The following is a 15680-nucleotide window of genomic DNA, read 5'->3' on the forward strand; positions in this document are numbered from 1 at the left end:
TCTATCTCCTTGAAAACATTGAGCTTTTTCAGCCGTCAGTGCTTTCGATGGCGTGAATTATGTACTCATTTCCCGGAGCTTGCAACCCCTTGATTTCAAAAAAATTTCTGAGGGTATCTTCGCCCTGCCTGGGGCACCCTGCACGTCCGATTCAGTTGACGAAGAATGGCGGGCACCCAGTGCCGATTCGAACATTAGCGCCAATCCAGGTATCGAAACAGTTCCTCCTCCTGCTCGAAGTGCAGTTGCACGAGGGTATCCAGACGAATCAACAGGTGTTGAATCTCATCAGCAGAAATCGATGCCGACTCGGAACGGAAGTCACTGCACATGCGCGCCAGCAAATGGACAAGGCGAAAAATTTCCCGGTGAGCGTGGCTCATGGCCGCCATCGGGTCCTCGCCCGGCATGTTCCGTGTCAGCAGAGGATACAAGGTATTTTCATCTTCCCGTTCATGGTGCACGAGTGACGTTTGCAGCTTGTCGACCAATTCCAGCAAGTCGGCCTGTGCTTGCGCACGTGGTCGCTGATTGAAGTCGCTGGCCAGTTGGTGCAGATCGCTCAGCACGCGGGAGAGTTGCTGGTGTTCGTCTTGCAGTCGATCCATGTGTGCTGCAGAAAGCTTTCGCTTACTGCGCCCTCGTAACGGCCCCAATGCCCGCAGGGCATTAACGATGATCACGACATCGATGCCTTCCTGTACTACGGCTCCGATCAGCGGTGGCAAGTAACCAAGGCCTGCCACTACCATGGCGAGCAACGACATTCCCATGCCAACCAGCACACCCTGGCGAGCGATGAAGCGGGTTTGTCGGGCAATGTCCAGCGCCTCGACCAGGCGATCAAGACGATCCACCAACAGGACGACACCGGCGGCTTGCGCAGAAGCCGTGGCACCACTGGCGCCCATGGCCACGCCGACGTTAGCCGCTGCCAATGCAGGCGCATCGTTGATGCCATCGCCGACCATCAGCGTGCTCATGCGCTGGCAACCTTGCTCTACAGCGCGCACTTTGTCCTCAGGCGTCATCCCGGCACGCAGTTCGTCAATGCCTGCCGACAGTGCAATCATCTCGGCAGTTTCCAAACGATCCCCGGTCAGCATGACGATCCTCTCGATACCTTTGTTGCGCAGTCGACGCAGGGTTTGTGGCGTTTCGCGGCGAACGGTATCCGAAAAAATCAGCAGGCCAGCAAGTTGCCCATCCACCTCGATGAAGCTCCCGCTGCACGCAAGATAATCCATGTGGCGAAGCATGGCTGACGACCATTCAGTCGCAGAGGCATCATTGCCAACAAAAGATAGTGTGCCGAAGCGCACACGCGTACCCTCGATTCGCCCACAAAGCCCGGCGCCCGGGGTTTCCTCCACATCCTGTGGGACGCCAAGGGGCAATTGGCGCTGATGCGCCGCTTCGACGATGGCCTGGGAGACGGGGTGAGTCGAGGCCTGCGCCAGCGAAGCGGCCAGGACAAGTAAATGCTGCGGATCGGCAAGTCCATTGACTTCAATCGATTGCAGATGAGCATGCCCGCTGGTGAGGGTGCCGGTCTTGTCAAAAAAAACCTGTTTGACCCCTGCCAGCGCTTCCAGCGTCGCTCCATCCTTGATCAGGATCCCGCGCCGTGCCGCTCTCGAAATACCTGACATGATGGAAATGGGCACCGCCAAGATCAACGGGCAAGGGGTAGCCACCACCAGCACCGCCAACGCTCGCAAGGGATCGCCACTCATTTGCCAGGCCACGGCGGCAATCAGCAACGTCAGCGGTATGAAGAACAACGCATAACGATCAGCCATTCGCACAAAAGGCGCACGTGAACGGCGGGCGGCCTCGGCCAGCCGAACGATCCCGGCATAGGTACTTTGAGCTGAGGTCCGTGTAGCGGTCAGCAGGAAGGGTGCCCCAACGTTGGAAATGCCACTGGGCAGTGGCTCTCCCTCACGATGGGTGACGGGCAACGACTCACCGCTGAGTGCCGATTCGTCCACAATGGCGGTCGCGCTGAGCAGGCGGCCGTCGACCGGCACTACTTCGCCCAGTCGTACCAGCAATGTTTGATGGGGCTGGATTTGCTCAACAGGGATCTTGCGTAAGGCACCCTCTTCCTGCAACCAGGCAAAACGTGGCGCGCGTTCGGTGAGTGCCCGCAGTTCGCGTTCAGCGCGTTGTTTGGTGAAAAATTCCAGAGTACGCCCGGATGCCAGCATCAAGGCAATCACCGCAGCCACCAAATTCTGCTGGAAGCCAAGCGCGGCGATTATCGACAGCAATGCGATCAAGTCGACACCCGCCTCCCCTCGCGCCAGCCGCCTGACAATCTCGAAGAGCAGGATCAAGGCCATCACCAGGCTACCCGCCGCCCAGCAGATCGATGCCCAGTCAGATCGATGCGCAAGATGCGCGACGCCCCCGACCAACAGCGTCAGGGCGGTGAGCAACAACAACATGGGGTCCAGCCATTTACTGAGCATCGAGGCTTAACCTTTGCGATCTGGCTCATTCATTGAAGCAGGCCACAAGCCAAGTGAAGGCGACAATTGGAAAGAACAGGTGTTTGCCCTCTTTCTGATCCAGGTCAAACACGCTTGGGACGTTCAGCAGAAACTAGAGTCAGCCGTCAATCATCACGTACGATGAAGGAGTGTAGAAATGAGCAATTCCGTGAAAAAAATGCCCGTGACCAACGACGTCAAGGCCGCTCAACAATCAGCTGGCAATGATCTTTGGCGCCCCTTGGAAAAACTCCGGCAACAGGTTGATCACCTGTTCGAGGACTTCGGCCACCGCTCAAACCTGTCTCCCTTCAGCCGTGGCCTGTTTGATGTGGATCCCTTCTGGCGCAGGGAGCTTGGCGGTCACAGCCTGCCTGCCGTGGACATCACCGAGAAAGACAACAGTTTCGAAATCACTGCCGAGTTGCCCGGCATGGATCAGAAAAACATCGAGGTCAAACTGTCCAATGGCAGCCTGATCATCAAAGGGGAAAAGAAACAAGACAAGGAAGAAAAACACAAAGGCTATTACCTCAGCGAGCGTCACTACGGTTCCTTTGAGCGGGTGTTCAGCCTTCCCAAAGGGGTCGATGCCGATAAGATCGAGGCGAGTTTCAGCAAAGGCGTGCTGAGCCTCTCGCTGCCGAAAAAGCCTGAAGCCATGAATGCCGATAAAGTCGTGCAGATCAAAGCCGACTGACGCTGGGGCAACCTGTATTCGGCCGGGGAACCGGCCGTTTTTTTGGTGTTTTCGAGCCGCAGTTGCCGCGTAGTACTTAACGACCCGCTTGCGTCCATTGCCAATTCAGGACCTGGGGCATGTCCTGCCCATGTTCGATGAGATAGAGCTTGTGCCGCTCCATCGTCGACCAGTATCGCGCCTTTGCGAGCGGAATCAGATCCTGCAGACGAGGCACGCGCTCTATGACGTCCAGCGCCAGCTGATAACGGTCCAGATTGTTGATTACTGCCATGTCGAAAGGGGTGGTGGTCGCGCCCTCTTCCTTGAAGCCTCGCACGTGAAAGTTCTGATGATTGGTGCGCTTGTACAGCAAGCGGTGAATCAGCGCCGGGTAGCCGTGGAAAGCGAATATCACCGGTTTGTCCAGCGTAAAAAGATCATCGAACTCACTGTCGGGTATGCCATGGGGATGCTGGTACGACGGCTGCAGCACCATCAGGTCCACGACGTTGACCACCCGAACTCGCAAGTCCGGCACGTACTCGCGCAACAAGGTGACGGCGGCCAGCGTTTCCAGGGTAGGCACATCACCAGCGCAGGCCATTACCACATCCGGATCCTCGTCATCGCGGCACGCCCAGTCCCATCGACCGATACCCTTCTGGCAGTGCCCAATGGCTGCATCGATATCCAGCCACTGCCATTCCAGCTGTTTGCCAGCGACGATGACATTGATGTAATTGCGGCTTCTGAGGCAGTGGTCCGTCACTGACAGCAGGCAATTGGCATCGGGAGGCAAATAGATCCGGGCTATGTCGGACTTTTTATTGGCTACCAGATCGATGAACCCCGGGTCCTGGTGGGAAAACCCGTTATGGTCCTGACGCCAGACGTGGGATGTCAGCAAATAATTCAGCGAAGCAATGGGTTGACGCCAAGGTACTTCAGCGGCGGTCTTCAGCCATTTGGCATGCTGGTTGACCATTGAATCGACAATATGGATGAAGGCCTCGTAACAGGACAACACACCATGACGTCCAGTCAGTAGATAGCCCTCGAGCCAGCCCTCGCAGACCTGCTCACTGAGAATCTCCATCACTCGCCCATCGGCGGCCAGATTCAGGTCGTCCGGCTCCAGCGGGTCCATCCATGCCTTGGCGCTGATGTCATAGACCGCATCGAGACGATTGGAGGCAGTTTCATCCGGGCCGAACAGGCGGAAATTCCGGGACGCCAGGTTATTTTTCATCACATCGCGCAAATACGTACCCATCACCCGTGTAGCCTCCGCGCGCAGGCTGCCAGGTGCATCAGACTTCACGGCATAATCGCGAAATCGCGGCAAATCCAGAGGGCGCATCAACACACCACCATTGGCATGGGGGTTAGCGCTCATCCGTCGGTGTCCGGTCGGCGCCAGCGCTGCAATATCGGGCAATAACGCACCATTTTCATCAAACAGTTCATCAGGCCGATAACTGTTGAGCCACTCTTCCAGCTGGCGCAGATGCAATGGCTGTGCGAAATCGGTCAACGGCACTTGATGCGCGCGGCACGTGCCTTCGACTCGATGACCATCGACGAACTTCGGACCGGTCCAGCCTTTGGGCGTGCGCAACACCAGCATGGGCCACAGCGGCCGTTGCGGCGGCGCGGATTGCCCGGGTCGTCGTGCATCATGCTGAATATCAGCAATTTTCAGAACCATCGTGTCCAGTGTCTGCGCCAGTGCTTGATGCACCTGCAGCGGGTCATCGCCTTCGACGAAGTACGGATCGTAGCCATAGCCATACAACAGGGCCGAGAGTTCATCCTCACTGATTCTGGACAGTACGGTGGGATTGGCGATTTTGTAGCCATTGAGGTGCAGGATGGGCAATACCGCTCCGTCCCGCGCAGGGTTGAGAAACTTGTTGGAGTGCCAACTGGCTGCCAGTGTCCCTGTCTCGGCCTCGCCGTCACCGATCACGCAAGCGACAATCAGATCCGGATTGTCAAACGCGGCACCGTAGGCGTGGGCCAGGCTATAACCCAGTTCGCCACCTTCATGGATTGATCCCGGGATTTGCGCCGATACATGGCTGGAGATGCCGTACGGCCAGGAGAACTGGCGAAACAGGCGAAGCAGGCCGTTTTCATTACACTCCACGGAGGGGCAGAATTCGGTATAGGTGCCCTCGAGGTAGGTCTGGGCGACCACCGCCGGTCCGCCATGGCCGGGACCGGCAATGAAAATCATGTTCAGGTCGTACTGTTTGATCAATCGATTCAGATGGGTATAGATCAGGTTCAGCCCGGGCGTCGTCCCCCAATGGCCCAGCAGCCGCGGCTTGATGTGCGCCAGGGTCAGGGGTTGTTTGAGTAGCGGATTGGCTCTCAGGTAAATCTGCCCTACCGCCAGATAGTTGGATGCCCGCCAATAAGCATCCAGGCCCTCCAGTTGTTCAGCATTCAGGAAATTGCTCATGCACTTCTCCGCCAAAGGACCGGGCTGTTGATAGGCCTCAACCGATTCTGGGAGTCTGAGGCGCTCAAGACTTGATTTACATCAAATGCCCACGTCGCCATTTGGGTAAAAGTGCATAAAGGATGGTCCGCTGGTCGATTACACCAGCTATCCCGGGAATCCGGGGCGTGTCAGCTGCCACACCGCCTATCCTTAGGGGGTCATCCGCCATTGACTTCCCTTCTCATGCCTGACATCCGCGCTGTACAAGTACATTTCCTGAAGGCTGCGTGCACAAACTGCAGTGTGATGGAGCTATGCCTGCCCATCGGCATGACCGGCCCGGAAGTCGAGCGTCTGGACACGTTGATCGTGCAACGCTTCAAGGTCAAAAAGGGCGCAGCGCTGTACCGCGCAGGCGATCCGTTGCGCTCGCTTTATGCGGTGCGAATCGGCTCGTTCAAGACCAGCATCCTTTCGATCGATGGCCGCGAGCAAGTCACGGGGTTCCAGATCCCCGGCGAAATGCTTGGGCTGGACGCCATCAGCACGGATCTGCATGCGTGCGATGCGGTAGCCCTTGAAGATAGCGAAGTCTGCCCCATCCACTTTGCTCACCTGGAAGAACTTGCCCATGAGCTGCCTTCCCTGCAGCACAATCTGAACAAAATCCTCAGCCGGGAGATCGTGCGCGATCACGACATGTTGATGATGCTGGGCAACATGAGCTCGGACGAGCGTCTGGCAGCCTTCTTGCTGAACCTGTCGCAACGTTTGAAGACCCGTGGCTATTCATCGACGGATTTCGTCTTGAAAATGCGCCGCGAGGAAATTGGCTCGTACCTGGGGCTGCGCCTGGAAACCATTTGTCGGGGCATCGCACACCTGCGGGATCAGGCACTTGTGGAAATCTCAGGCCGTGACGTGAAAATCCTTGATCTGGAAGGCCTCAAGCAGTTGATTGCCGGCTGCCATCGCCCTCCCGTCTGTTGACCCCGTCGACCGGGCATCATTATGCGCGCCATGGTTTTGCATACAGCCGGTCAACCACTGCTATTGGAAGATCGGCCCGTTCCTACGCCCAGTGCCAATCAACTGTTGATCAAAGTCCTCGCCTGCGGCGTCTGCCGCACCGATTTGCATCTGGTGGACGGTGAGTTGCCTCAAGCGGTGCTGCCCCGGGTGCCGGGGCATGAAATCGTTGGTGAAGTCGTCGCGCTGGGCACCCACGCAAACCCTGAGCGCATCGGCCAGCGGGTGGGGGTTCCCTGGCTTGGCTGGACGTGTGGTCAGTGCGCATTCTGCCAGTCCGGTCGGGAAAATCTCTGCGACCAGGCCATGTTCACCGGCTGTCATCTGGACGGCGGTTACGCCGAATACGTCGTGGCGGACCAACGCTTCTGTTTTCCTGTCCCAGAGGCTCTCTCCAGTACTGAGGCCGCACCGTTACTGTGTGCCGGGCTGATCGGCTTTCGCGCCTTGCAAATGGCAACAGGCGCACGCCATCTTGGGCTTTATGGTTTTGGGGCCGCCGCGCACCTGGCCATTCAAGTCGCACGGGGACGAGGCCAGCAGGTGTACGCTTTCACTCGACCGGACGACACGGAAGGACAGGCGTATGCCCGATCCCTGGGGGCGAGATGGGCCGGCTCGTCGGACCAGATTCCCCCTCATCTGCTTGATGCCAGCCTGATTTTCGCTCCGGTCGGGGCGCTGGTGCCGCTGGCGCTGGCCGCCACCGTCAAGGGGGGCTGCGTGATTTGCGCCGGCATTCACATGAGTGACATCCCGGCCTTTCCTTATCGGCTGCTATGGGGCGAGCGCAGCGTACGATCTGTGGCCAACCTGACCCGCGACGATGGCACAGCGTTTTTTAACGAACTGCTACATACACCCGTACACTGCGACACCACCCATTTTTCCCTCGATGATGCCAATCAGGCATTGGCGCTGTTGCGCACTGGCCAGTTCAATGGGGCGATAGTGCTTGTTCCGTGACGAGAATGAGGGCGGGGGATTGCGCTTTTTATTGACAAACCTCAACCCGTCCGCGTGGTCGCGGTGTAGCAATAGTCAGGCAGAAGGCCACCGAGTGTTAGAAGCGTTAACGCCAGTATGGAGAACCTGCGCCATGATCCTGGGCGGGTGATCGCCAGGTATGACCCGAGCGCCCTGCCTGCGCCAGCAACCCACCTTTTGGGGGATGAGCTCATGAACTCACCTTCGCAGACATTTCCGGAAGAGCCGTTCGGCCAGCAACATCACGTTGACACGGCGCACATAGCCCCAGTGTTACGCCAATACGCCGAACCCCTGCCGGAGCTGGACTCCCCCGCTTTTGCCAACCTGTTCGATCGCTACGCCGATGCACGTGTGGTGATGATCGGTGAAGCGAGCCATGGAACCGGTGATTTCTATCGAACCCGGGCGGCAATCACCCAGGGGCTGATCGAGCGGCACGGATTCAATATCGTCGCAGTTGAAGCCGACTGGCCGGACGCCGGTCATGTCGACCAATACGTGCGGGGCTTGGCGCATTCAGCCTGGAAGCGTCACATCTTCAGCCGCTTCCCGACCTGGATGTGGCGCAACAGCGAGGTGAAGGCGTTTACCTATTGGCTTCATCAGTACAATCACCAACAGGTTCCCGACCGCCGCGTCGAGTTCCGCGGCCTGGACGTCTACAGCTTGCGCAACTCCATTCATGAAGTGCTGGGCTATCTCGACCGGGTCGACCCGCACCTGGGCCAGGAAGCCCGGCGCCGCTATGGCTGTTTGACGCCGTGGCAGGATGATCCGGCGCTGTACGGCCACTTCGTCGAACGTGACGGTGTGATGCCCTGTGAACAGCCGGTGGTCGAGCAGCTCAATGCCATGCTGGCTGAACAATTGGCCGGGCTCATCCGCGACGACGAGGCGTTTTTCAATGCAACCCAGAACGCTCGAGTGGTGATGGCGGCGGAACAGTATTACCGGGCGATCTATCGAGGGTCGACGGCTTCCTGGAACCTGCGAGATCGGCACATGTTCGATACCTTGCGCGCACTGCTCGAACACCGAGGCCCGCAAGCCAAAGCCGTCGTCTGGGCCCACAACTCCCATATCGGCAATGCGGGCGCCACGGAAATGGGCTGGAAAGGTCAGTTCAATATCGGTCAGCTGTGCCGAAGCGCCTTTGGGCGCGATGCCGTACTGATCGGCATGGCGACCGACCGAGGCCAGGTGGCTGCCGCCGATGACTGGGACGGTGAGATGTTGATCAAGGACGTCCGCCCTTCCCTACCGGACAGCTGGGAGCATCAGTTTCTCAAGGCCGGGGTAGCGGCGTCCCTGACCGACTGGCGAGACCCGCAGCGCAAAGAACTGCGCAGCGTTCTGTCCGCGCCCTTGCTGGAACGGGCCATCGGGGTGATTTACCGTCCTGAAAGCGAGCGATTCAGCCACTACTTCGAGTCGATGCTGGCCGAACAATTCGATGCCATGATCTGGATCGAGCAAACCACGCCGGTCACCGCGCTGCCCCTGCCGAAAAACCAGCAGCTGGAACCGGAAGACGAAACCTATCCGTTTGGCGTGTGAGCATGAGTGCAGGCGCAGAGGTGGAGCAGTTTCGCCAGGCCCTGGAGTGGCGACTGGAACGTACCGGGGAGAGTGGCGCAGGGGCCAGGTGGGTGATGAGTAACAACCGTTTTTCGTGGCTCGTGATTTGTTCCAGGCAGAGGACTTCAACGCAGGCGCTTGGCCAGTTCGACATTGGGCTGCCATAAGGTATTAATGCAGGCCTCTTCGTCGTTTTCCGTCACAGGCTCAAGCGCCATCGAGTCAAGCAAATGCGTGCTGACCATGGCCAGGCGCACAATGCCGTTTTTGTCGAGGTAGGACTGTGCCACACATTCACACAAGGGCCGCGCGAGGGCTATTGTGAGGGGGTCTGTGCCGGCACTCTCGAACTCGATCTCCAATCGCGCCGTACAGGTGCCTACCAAGTCCTGCACCGTGTGAGAGGCGAAGAGAAATACCGTAAGATGTCCCGCCATCAGCGCCACCAGGCCTGACAGCAGGATGGCGGCCTCACGCTTCCAGGAAGCCGTACCCGTCCAGTGCAGATACCTGTGCACCGCAACCCTGCTCCAGTCTTGAACCGCGTGATACCCGCTGAAAAGCTTGTTGTTTGCCATGACCGGGCTCTCGTGATCGTTATCCAAACAATGGCGCCGAGCGAAAAATGCCGTTTGATCTGGATCAACCCGGGTACAACCGGGCCCGTCTACTTTGTCCGCAATGCCTCTAGCGTCGGCGATTTTTTCACCTTGATACGCTGGCAGTGATGTCGATGCTGGAGAGTTCAACACTGTCGCGATACTCCGGCACCGAAACCGACCATCCCAACTCCAGGCTGATGCGTCGGCGCAGCACATCCGAGGCGTTAGGTTCCCCATGCACCACAAAGGTATGTTTCGGCGGCTGCTTGAATCCACGCAGCCACTGCATGATTTCATCGGCATCGGCATGTGCGGACAAGGTTTGCATCGGCACGACTTCAGCCCGGATCGGCACATCCTTGCCATGGATACGCACTGAAGACACTCCCGCGACAATTTGCGCGCCACGGGTGCCACCGGCCTGGAAGCCTGGCATCAGCAGTGTGTTAACCGGATTCGGCGCCAGTGCCTTGAGGTGGTGGACCACGCGCCCGCCCGTCGCCATGCCGCTGGCGGCAATGATCACCGCTGAAGTGCGTTGCTGATCAAGCGCTCTGGATTCATCGACGGTGCGAACGAATTGCGCCACATGGCACATCCCCTCGCACGCCTCCAGGGACAATCTGTGTTCGTTCCGAAAACGCTGGTACAACAGCGTGACATCGGTGGCCATCGGGCTGTTGAGGTAGATTGGAATATCGGGAATCGCCCTTTTGAGCTTCAACTGATACAGGTGATACATCAGCAGCTGAGCACGCCCGACCGCGAAGGATGGCACCAGGGTAATCCCTCGGCGCAATGCCGTACGGGTGATGACCTCGGCCAATTGCGCCTGGGGTGCCTCGCCGGGATGTTGACGATCACCGTAGGTCGATTCCACCAACAGGTAATCCGCCTGCTCGATGGTTTCCGGAGCGAACATCAAGGGATCGTCCGGCCGCCCCAAATCCCCTGAAAACACCAGGGCCTGGCCGTCGGCATTCACCTGCACCGTAGCGGCCCCCAGAATATGCCCGGCGCCACGCAGCAGGATGGTCATGTCCGCGGCGATTTCCACCTTGTGGTGCAACTCCACCGGCCGCAACAGTTTCAGTGCCTGCTCGGCATCTTGTTCAGTGTAAAGCGGCAACGCCGGGCTGTGCTTTGAGAAGCCATGCCGATTGGCGAACTCGGCCTCCTCTTCCTGCAAGCGACCACTGTCCAACAACAGGATTTTCACCAACTCACAGGTGGCGGGCGTGGCGTATACCGGGCCGCGATAACCATTGCGTACCAATACGGGTAAATATCCGCTGTGATCAAGATGGGCATGGGTCAGGACGATGGCATCGAGGTCGCCAACCGGAAGCTGAAACGGGTCCCGATTGTGTAATCGAAGCTGTTTGTAGCCCTGGAACAGACCGCAATCGATCAGCACATGCTGGTTGCGGTGTTCCAGCAGGTACTTGCTGCCCGTGACCGTGCCAGCGGCACCTAGAAATGTGATTCGCATGGCCCTTTCCTTGAACATTCATGGGAACGCTATTGATCGCTCCTTTTGGCTCAGGCCCAGTTGATTTTTATCAATTGCAGGCTCGATGGCGTTTTGTTCTATCGGGTGCGGGAGGAACGCCAAGGCATGTTGTTTACGGCGCTGGAGAGGAATCACTTGTGCATCTGATATAGGTCAAGGTCACGTGTGACAGCTCTGCTAATGATCAAGTTGTCATGCTGAAGTCTTTGATTTTTGCGAATGCGGCCTGATGCAAGCAGCGCAATCGGTTAACTCAAGATCCGTTCAGCCCACCCCTACCAAGGCAGCTAGTCATGAAAAATACCCGGTTGGCCGTGCTCTTCCTCGCCGCCTCGTTAACCCCCCTATGGGTGACGGCGGCAGAGCAATCTCAAGCGACGCAGACGCAGCAACAAACGCCCAGTGTTGCCGAGTTCGATAAACAGATGGCTCAGGCGCAAGAAACTTTCAAGAAAATGCAGGCGCAGATGGAGAAAATCCAGCAAACCCAGGATCCCCAGCAGCGGCAGAAGCTCCTTCAGGAACATTGGAATACCATGCAAAATGGAATGAGCATGATGAACGGCATGTGGGGGCCGGGAATGATGGGCAATGGACGCATGATGGGTGGCAAACACATGATGGGGTGGCAGGACTACTCGAACCTGACTCCGGAGCAAAAAAGTCAACGCCAGTACATGATGGACAGGTACACGGGGATGCAACAGATGATGATGGATAACATGATGAGGCACCAAAACTACATGCAAATGCAGCCAATGGCGAAGCCCGGGCAGTAGGCATTTGCTCGTTGAGCCTGCCTTTCTCGATCGATTGGATTGGGGAGAGATGTGCCGACCCGGCAATGCGTCATCTGTCTGGAAACCGCTGAAAGCAGATCCCAGCAGAAATTGCCGGAACGAAAAAAGAGGCCGAAGCCTCTATTTTCCAGTGCTGCAGCGCTCAATGGAGCGCTGTAACACAATATTTGGAGCGGGAAACGAGACTCGAACTCGCGACCCCGACCTTGGCAAGGTCGTGCTCTACCAACTGAGCTATTCCCGCGTCTTGGTGTGGCGCATTCTATAGAATTCAGAAGCGCCGTCAACCCCTTGATTCAAAAAAGTTTTATTTCTTTTGCACGTCGGTACGCAGATGCGGCCAGGCCGCCCGCAAGTACTGAACCATGGACCACAATGTCAGGCCTGCGGACACCATCAGCAGGGTGTAGCCCAACAGGACCCAGAAGCTGAAGTCCTTTGGATTGGCCAACAGGATCACCAGCGCCAGCATTTGCGCGGCGGTTTTCCATTTGCCCAAGTTCGACACGGCCACGTGCGCACGGGCGCCGAGTTCGGCCATCCATTCGCGCAAGGCCGATACCACGATCTCGCGACCGATGATCACCGCAGCCGGCAGCGTGAGCCACAGGTTGCCATGTTCCTGTACCAGCAACACCAGGGCAACGGCGACCATCAGCTTGTCGGCCACGGGGTCGAGGAAGGCCCCGAATGGCGTGCTTTGTTCCAGGCGTCGGGCCAGGTATCCGTCCAGCCAGTCGGTGGCGGCAGCAAAAGCGAAGACCGAGGCTGACGCCAGGTAACTCCATTGGTAAGGCAAGTAGAACAGCAAAATGAAGATCGGTATGAGCAGGACGCGTAGAACGGTAATCAGATTAGGGATATTCATCGGCACAACTGGCTACGAGGTGAGGGGGGCATTCTACTCGCTGTGCAGATTGGCATAAATCAACTCTGCGAGCTTTTTACTGATCCCGGGGGCTTTGGCGATCTCTTCGATGCTGGCACGAGACAGCTCCTGCAATCCACCAAAATGTTTGAGCAAATCGCGACGACGTGTCGGCCCGACCCCGGCAACGCCTTCCAGCGTCGAGGTTCGGCGGGTTTTGCCGCGTCGCGCGCGGTGTCCGGTAATCGCAAAACGGTGGGCTTCGTCGCGAATCTGCTGGATCAGGTGCAGCGCGGGGGAATCACCGCGCAAGGTAAATTCGTGGGCGGCGTCGTTGAGGTACAGGGTTTCGAAACCGGCCTTGCGCGTCGCACCCTTGGCTACGCCGAGCAGGATCAGGTCGGGCACCGCCAGCTCGTCGAGCACGTCGCGGGCCATCGACAGCTGGCCCTTGCCGCCATCGACCAGCAGGATATCCGGCAACTTGCCCTCCCCGTCCTTGAGCTTGCTGAAGCGCCGGGTCAGCGCCTGGTGCATGGCGGCGTAGTCATCGCCCGCCGTCACACCTTCGATGTTGTAGCGCCGGTAATCGGACTTGATCGGGCCCTCGGGGCCAAACACCACGCACGAGGCCACGGTCGCCTCCCCACTGGAGTGACTGATGTCATAGCATTCGAGGCGCTGGGGTGGCTCGTCCAGCTTCAGCACTTGCGCCAAGGCGTCAAAACGCTCGGCAACGTGTTGCCGGTTGGCCAGGCGCGCACCCAAAGCCTGCTCGGCGTTGGTCACGGCCAATTGCTGCCAGCGCGCACGCGTACCGCGCACCCGGTGGCTGATGGTCAGTTCGCGACCGCGCAGCTCGTCAATGGCCGAAACCAGTGTCGGAAAGTCTTCGTGAACCACGTTGACGATCAGCTCGCTTGGCAAGTCGCGTTCGGGACTGCTGACGTAGTACTGGCCGAGAAACGCCGCCATGACTTCAGTAACGTCCTCCTCGATACCCACCTGCGGGAAGAAGTTCTTGCTGCCCAGCACTCGCCCGCCGCGCACGCTGATCAGGTGAACACAGGCGCCGCCCGGATTGACGAAGGCCGCAATCACATCGACGTCGCCCGTGCCGCCTTCCATGCTCTGTTGATCCTGGACCCGGCGCAGCAGCGAAATCTGGTCGCGCAATTCGGCGGCACGCTCGAATTCGAGGTTGATCGCCGCCTCCTCCATGGCCGCAGACAACTCGTCGGTCAATGCATTGCTGCGTCCCTCGAGGAACATCACCGAGTGCCGCACGTCTTCGGCGTACACCTGCGGGTCAACCAGGCCGACACAGGGGGCCTTGCAGCGCTTGATCTGGTACTGCAGGCACGGTCGGGTGCGGTTCTTGTAATAGCTGTCTTCGCACTGGCGGACGAAAAAGGTCTTCTGCAACAGGCTCAGGCTTTCGCGAATCGCTCCGGCACTCGGATAGGGGCCGAAGTATTTGCCCTTGGCCTTCTTCGCCCCGCGGTGGATGCTCAAGCGCGGAAACTGGCCATCGGAGAGAAAGACGTAAGGGTAGGATTTGTCGTCGCGCAGCAGGATATTGTACGGCGGACGCCATTCCTTGATCAGCGTCTGCTCAAGCAGCAAGGCCTCGGTTTCATTGGCCGTGATGGTCGTTTCGACCTGGGCGATACGGGCCACCAGCGCCGCGGTCTTGGGAGCCAGGCCGGTTTTGCGAAAGTAGCTCGACAGGCGATTCTTGAGATTCTTGGCCTTGCCGACGTAGAGCAGGCGCGCATCGCTGTCAAACATGCGGTACACACCGGGGCGCCCGCTGACCGTCGACAGGAAGGCGCTTGGATCGAAGATTTCAGTCATTTTCAGAGGCTGGCATCTACCATGCCGTGACGAACCGCCAACAGCGTCAACTCGACATCGCTGCTGATCGAGAGCTTCTCGAAAATGCGATATCGGTAGGTGTTCACGGTTTTTGGCGACAGGCACAACTTGTCGGAAATGATCTGGACTTTCTGGCAGCCGACGATCATCAGGGCGATCTGGATTTCCCGCTCCGACAGCGCGTCAAACGGCGAATCGTTGGTTGGCTGGAAAGACTTGATCGCCAGTTGCTGGGCAATTTGCGGGCTGATGTAACGCTGCCCGGCAAACACCAGGCGGATGGCCTGGACCATTTCCGGCAATCCCGCGCCCTTGGTCAGATAGCCTGCAGCACCCGCCTGCAACAGCCGCGTGGGAAACGGATCTTCCTCGCACACGGTCACCGCGACGACCTTGATGTCGGGATGGCTGCGCAATAGTTTGCGGGTAGCTTCGAGACCGCCGATGCCGGGCATCTTGACGTCCATCAAGACCACATCGGGTTTCAACTCACGCGCCTTCAGCAGGGACTCTTCCCCGGACTCTGCCTGGCCGACTACTTGCAGGCCATCGATGTCAGCCAGCATTCGTGTAATGCCTGTACGAACGAGATCATGGTCATCGACTACTAGCACCCTAATCAAGCAGACACCTCGCGATATGATCTTGTTGGTTGCCGCCACCTTAGCAAAAAGCAACTGTCAGACCTAGCGCCAAGCGTTATATAAAAAGTTTCCATTCATCTTGCAGGGCCATTCGGCGAAATCGGGGTCGCGATCCGATAGCAAACGCCGTCGACGATCGATAGCATTTT

The 15680-nt window shown here is 58.2% G+C and carries 12 protein-coding genes and 1 tRNA gene; 5 read left to right on the forward strand and 8 right to left on the reverse strand.

What is annotated here, in order from left to right; all coding sequences use genetic code 11:
- Window positions 1-194: 194 nt before the first annotated feature.
- Window positions 195-2477 (reverse strand): heavy metal translocating P-type ATPase, encoded by a 2283-nt coding sequence (locus NQL71_RS25110; protein ID WP_274643528.1) that lies wholly within the window; start codon window positions 2475-2477, stop codon window positions 195-197.
- A gap of 178 nt (window positions 2478-2655) precedes the next feature.
- On the opposite strand from NQL71_RS25110, the gene NQL71_RS25115 reads away from it, so the two are divergent.
- Window positions 2656-3198: an Hsp20/alpha crystallin family protein gene (locus NQL71_RS25115; RefSeq protein ID WP_046820113.1), complete on the forward strand. Its 543-nt coding sequence runs from the start codon at window positions 2656-2658 to the stop codon at window positions 3196-3198.
- A 76-nt stretch (window positions 3199-3274) separates the two neighbouring features.
- On the opposite strand, the gene NQL71_RS25120 is transcribed toward NQL71_RS25115, so the two are convergent.
- On the reverse strand, window positions 3275-5647 hold the full coding sequence (locus NQL71_RS25120; RefSeq protein ID WP_077183260.1) for a phosphoketolase family protein: 2373 nt from the start codon (window positions 5645-5647) through the stop codon (window positions 3275-3277).
- Between the two features lie 225 nt (window positions 5648-5872).
- Here NQL71_RS25120 and NQL71_RS25125 point away from each other — a divergent pair, with 225 nt between their 5' ends.
- The 3 genes from NQL71_RS25125 (at window position 5873) to NQL71_RS25135 (ending at window position 9205) form a co-directional block, all read left to right on the forward strand.
- Window positions 5873-6619 (forward strand): helix-turn-helix domain-containing protein, encoded by a 747-nt coding sequence (locus NQL71_RS25125; protein ID WP_046820115.1) that lies wholly within the window; start codon window positions 5873-5875, stop codon window positions 6617-6619.
- A gap of 21 nt (window positions 6620-6640) precedes the next feature.
- Window positions 6641-7624 (forward strand): zinc-dependent alcohol dehydrogenase family protein, encoded by a 984-nt coding sequence (locus NQL71_RS25130; RefSeq protein ID WP_274643529.1) that lies wholly within the window; start codon window positions 6641-6643, stop codon window positions 7622-7624.
- A 213-nt stretch (window positions 7625-7837) separates the two neighbouring features.
- Complete coding sequence (locus tag NQL71_RS25135) at window positions 7838-9205, forward strand: erythromycin esterase family protein (protein ID WP_274643530.1); 1368 nt, start codon at window positions 7838-7840, stop codon at window positions 9203-9205.
- A gap of 146 nt (window positions 9206-9351) precedes the next feature.
- On the opposite strand, the gene NQL71_RS25140 is transcribed toward NQL71_RS25135, so the two are convergent.
- Window positions 9352-9804, reverse strand: a complete 453-nt coding sequence (locus NQL71_RS25140) for a hypothetical protein (protein WP_274643531.1) — start codon at window positions 9802-9804, stop codon at window positions 9352-9354.
- Between the two features lie 127 nt (window positions 9805-9931).
- The gene (locus NQL71_RS25145) at window positions 9932-11320 is read right to left on the reverse strand and encodes an MBL fold metallo-hydrolase RNA specificity domain-containing protein (protein WP_274643532.1); all 1389 of its coding nucleotides are present in this window, start codon (window positions 11318-11320) and stop codon (window positions 9932-9934) included.
- Between the two features lie 314 nt (window positions 11321-11634).
- Here NQL71_RS25145 and NQL71_RS25150 point away from each other — a divergent pair, with 314 nt between their 5' ends.
- Window positions 11635-12120, forward strand: a complete 486-nt coding sequence (locus tag NQL71_RS25150; RefSeq protein ID WP_046820119.1) for a hypothetical protein — start codon at window positions 11635-11637, stop codon at window positions 12118-12120.
- 189 nt (window positions 12121-12309) lie between these two features.
- On the opposite strand, the gene NQL71_RS25155 is transcribed toward NQL71_RS25150, so the two are convergent.
- From NQL71_RS25155 to gacA, 4 genes are all read right to left on the reverse strand, one after another.
- A tRNA-Gly gene (locus NQL71_RS25155) sits at window positions 12310-12385 on the reverse strand.
- Window positions 12386-12448: 63 nt separating this feature from the next.
- Window positions 12449-13009: a CDP-diacylglycerol--glycerol-3-phosphate 3-phosphatidyltransferase gene (pgsA, locus tag NQL71_RS25160; RefSeq protein ID WP_046820120.1), complete on the reverse strand. Its 561-nt coding sequence runs from the start codon at window positions 13007-13009 to the stop codon at window positions 12449-12451.
- A gap of 33 nt (window positions 13010-13042) precedes the next feature.
- Window positions 13043-14866 (reverse strand): excinuclease ABC subunit UvrC, encoded by a 1824-nt coding sequence (gene uvrC, locus NQL71_RS25165; protein ID WP_046820121.1) that lies wholly within the window; start codon window positions 14864-14866, stop codon window positions 13043-13045.
- Between the two features lie 2 nt (window positions 14867-14868).
- Window positions 14869-15510 (reverse strand): response regulator transcription factor GacA, encoded by a 642-nt coding sequence (gene gacA, locus NQL71_RS25170; protein WP_008015884.1) that lies wholly within the window; start codon window positions 15508-15510, stop codon window positions 14869-14871.
- Window positions 15511-15680 lie beyond the last annotated feature (170 nt).

The sequence above is a fragment of the Pseudomonas serbica genome, from assembly GCF_028823535.1.
GTDB lineage: Bacteria > Pseudomonadota > Gammaproteobacteria > Pseudomonadales > Pseudomonadaceae > Aquipseudomonas > Aquipseudomonas serbica.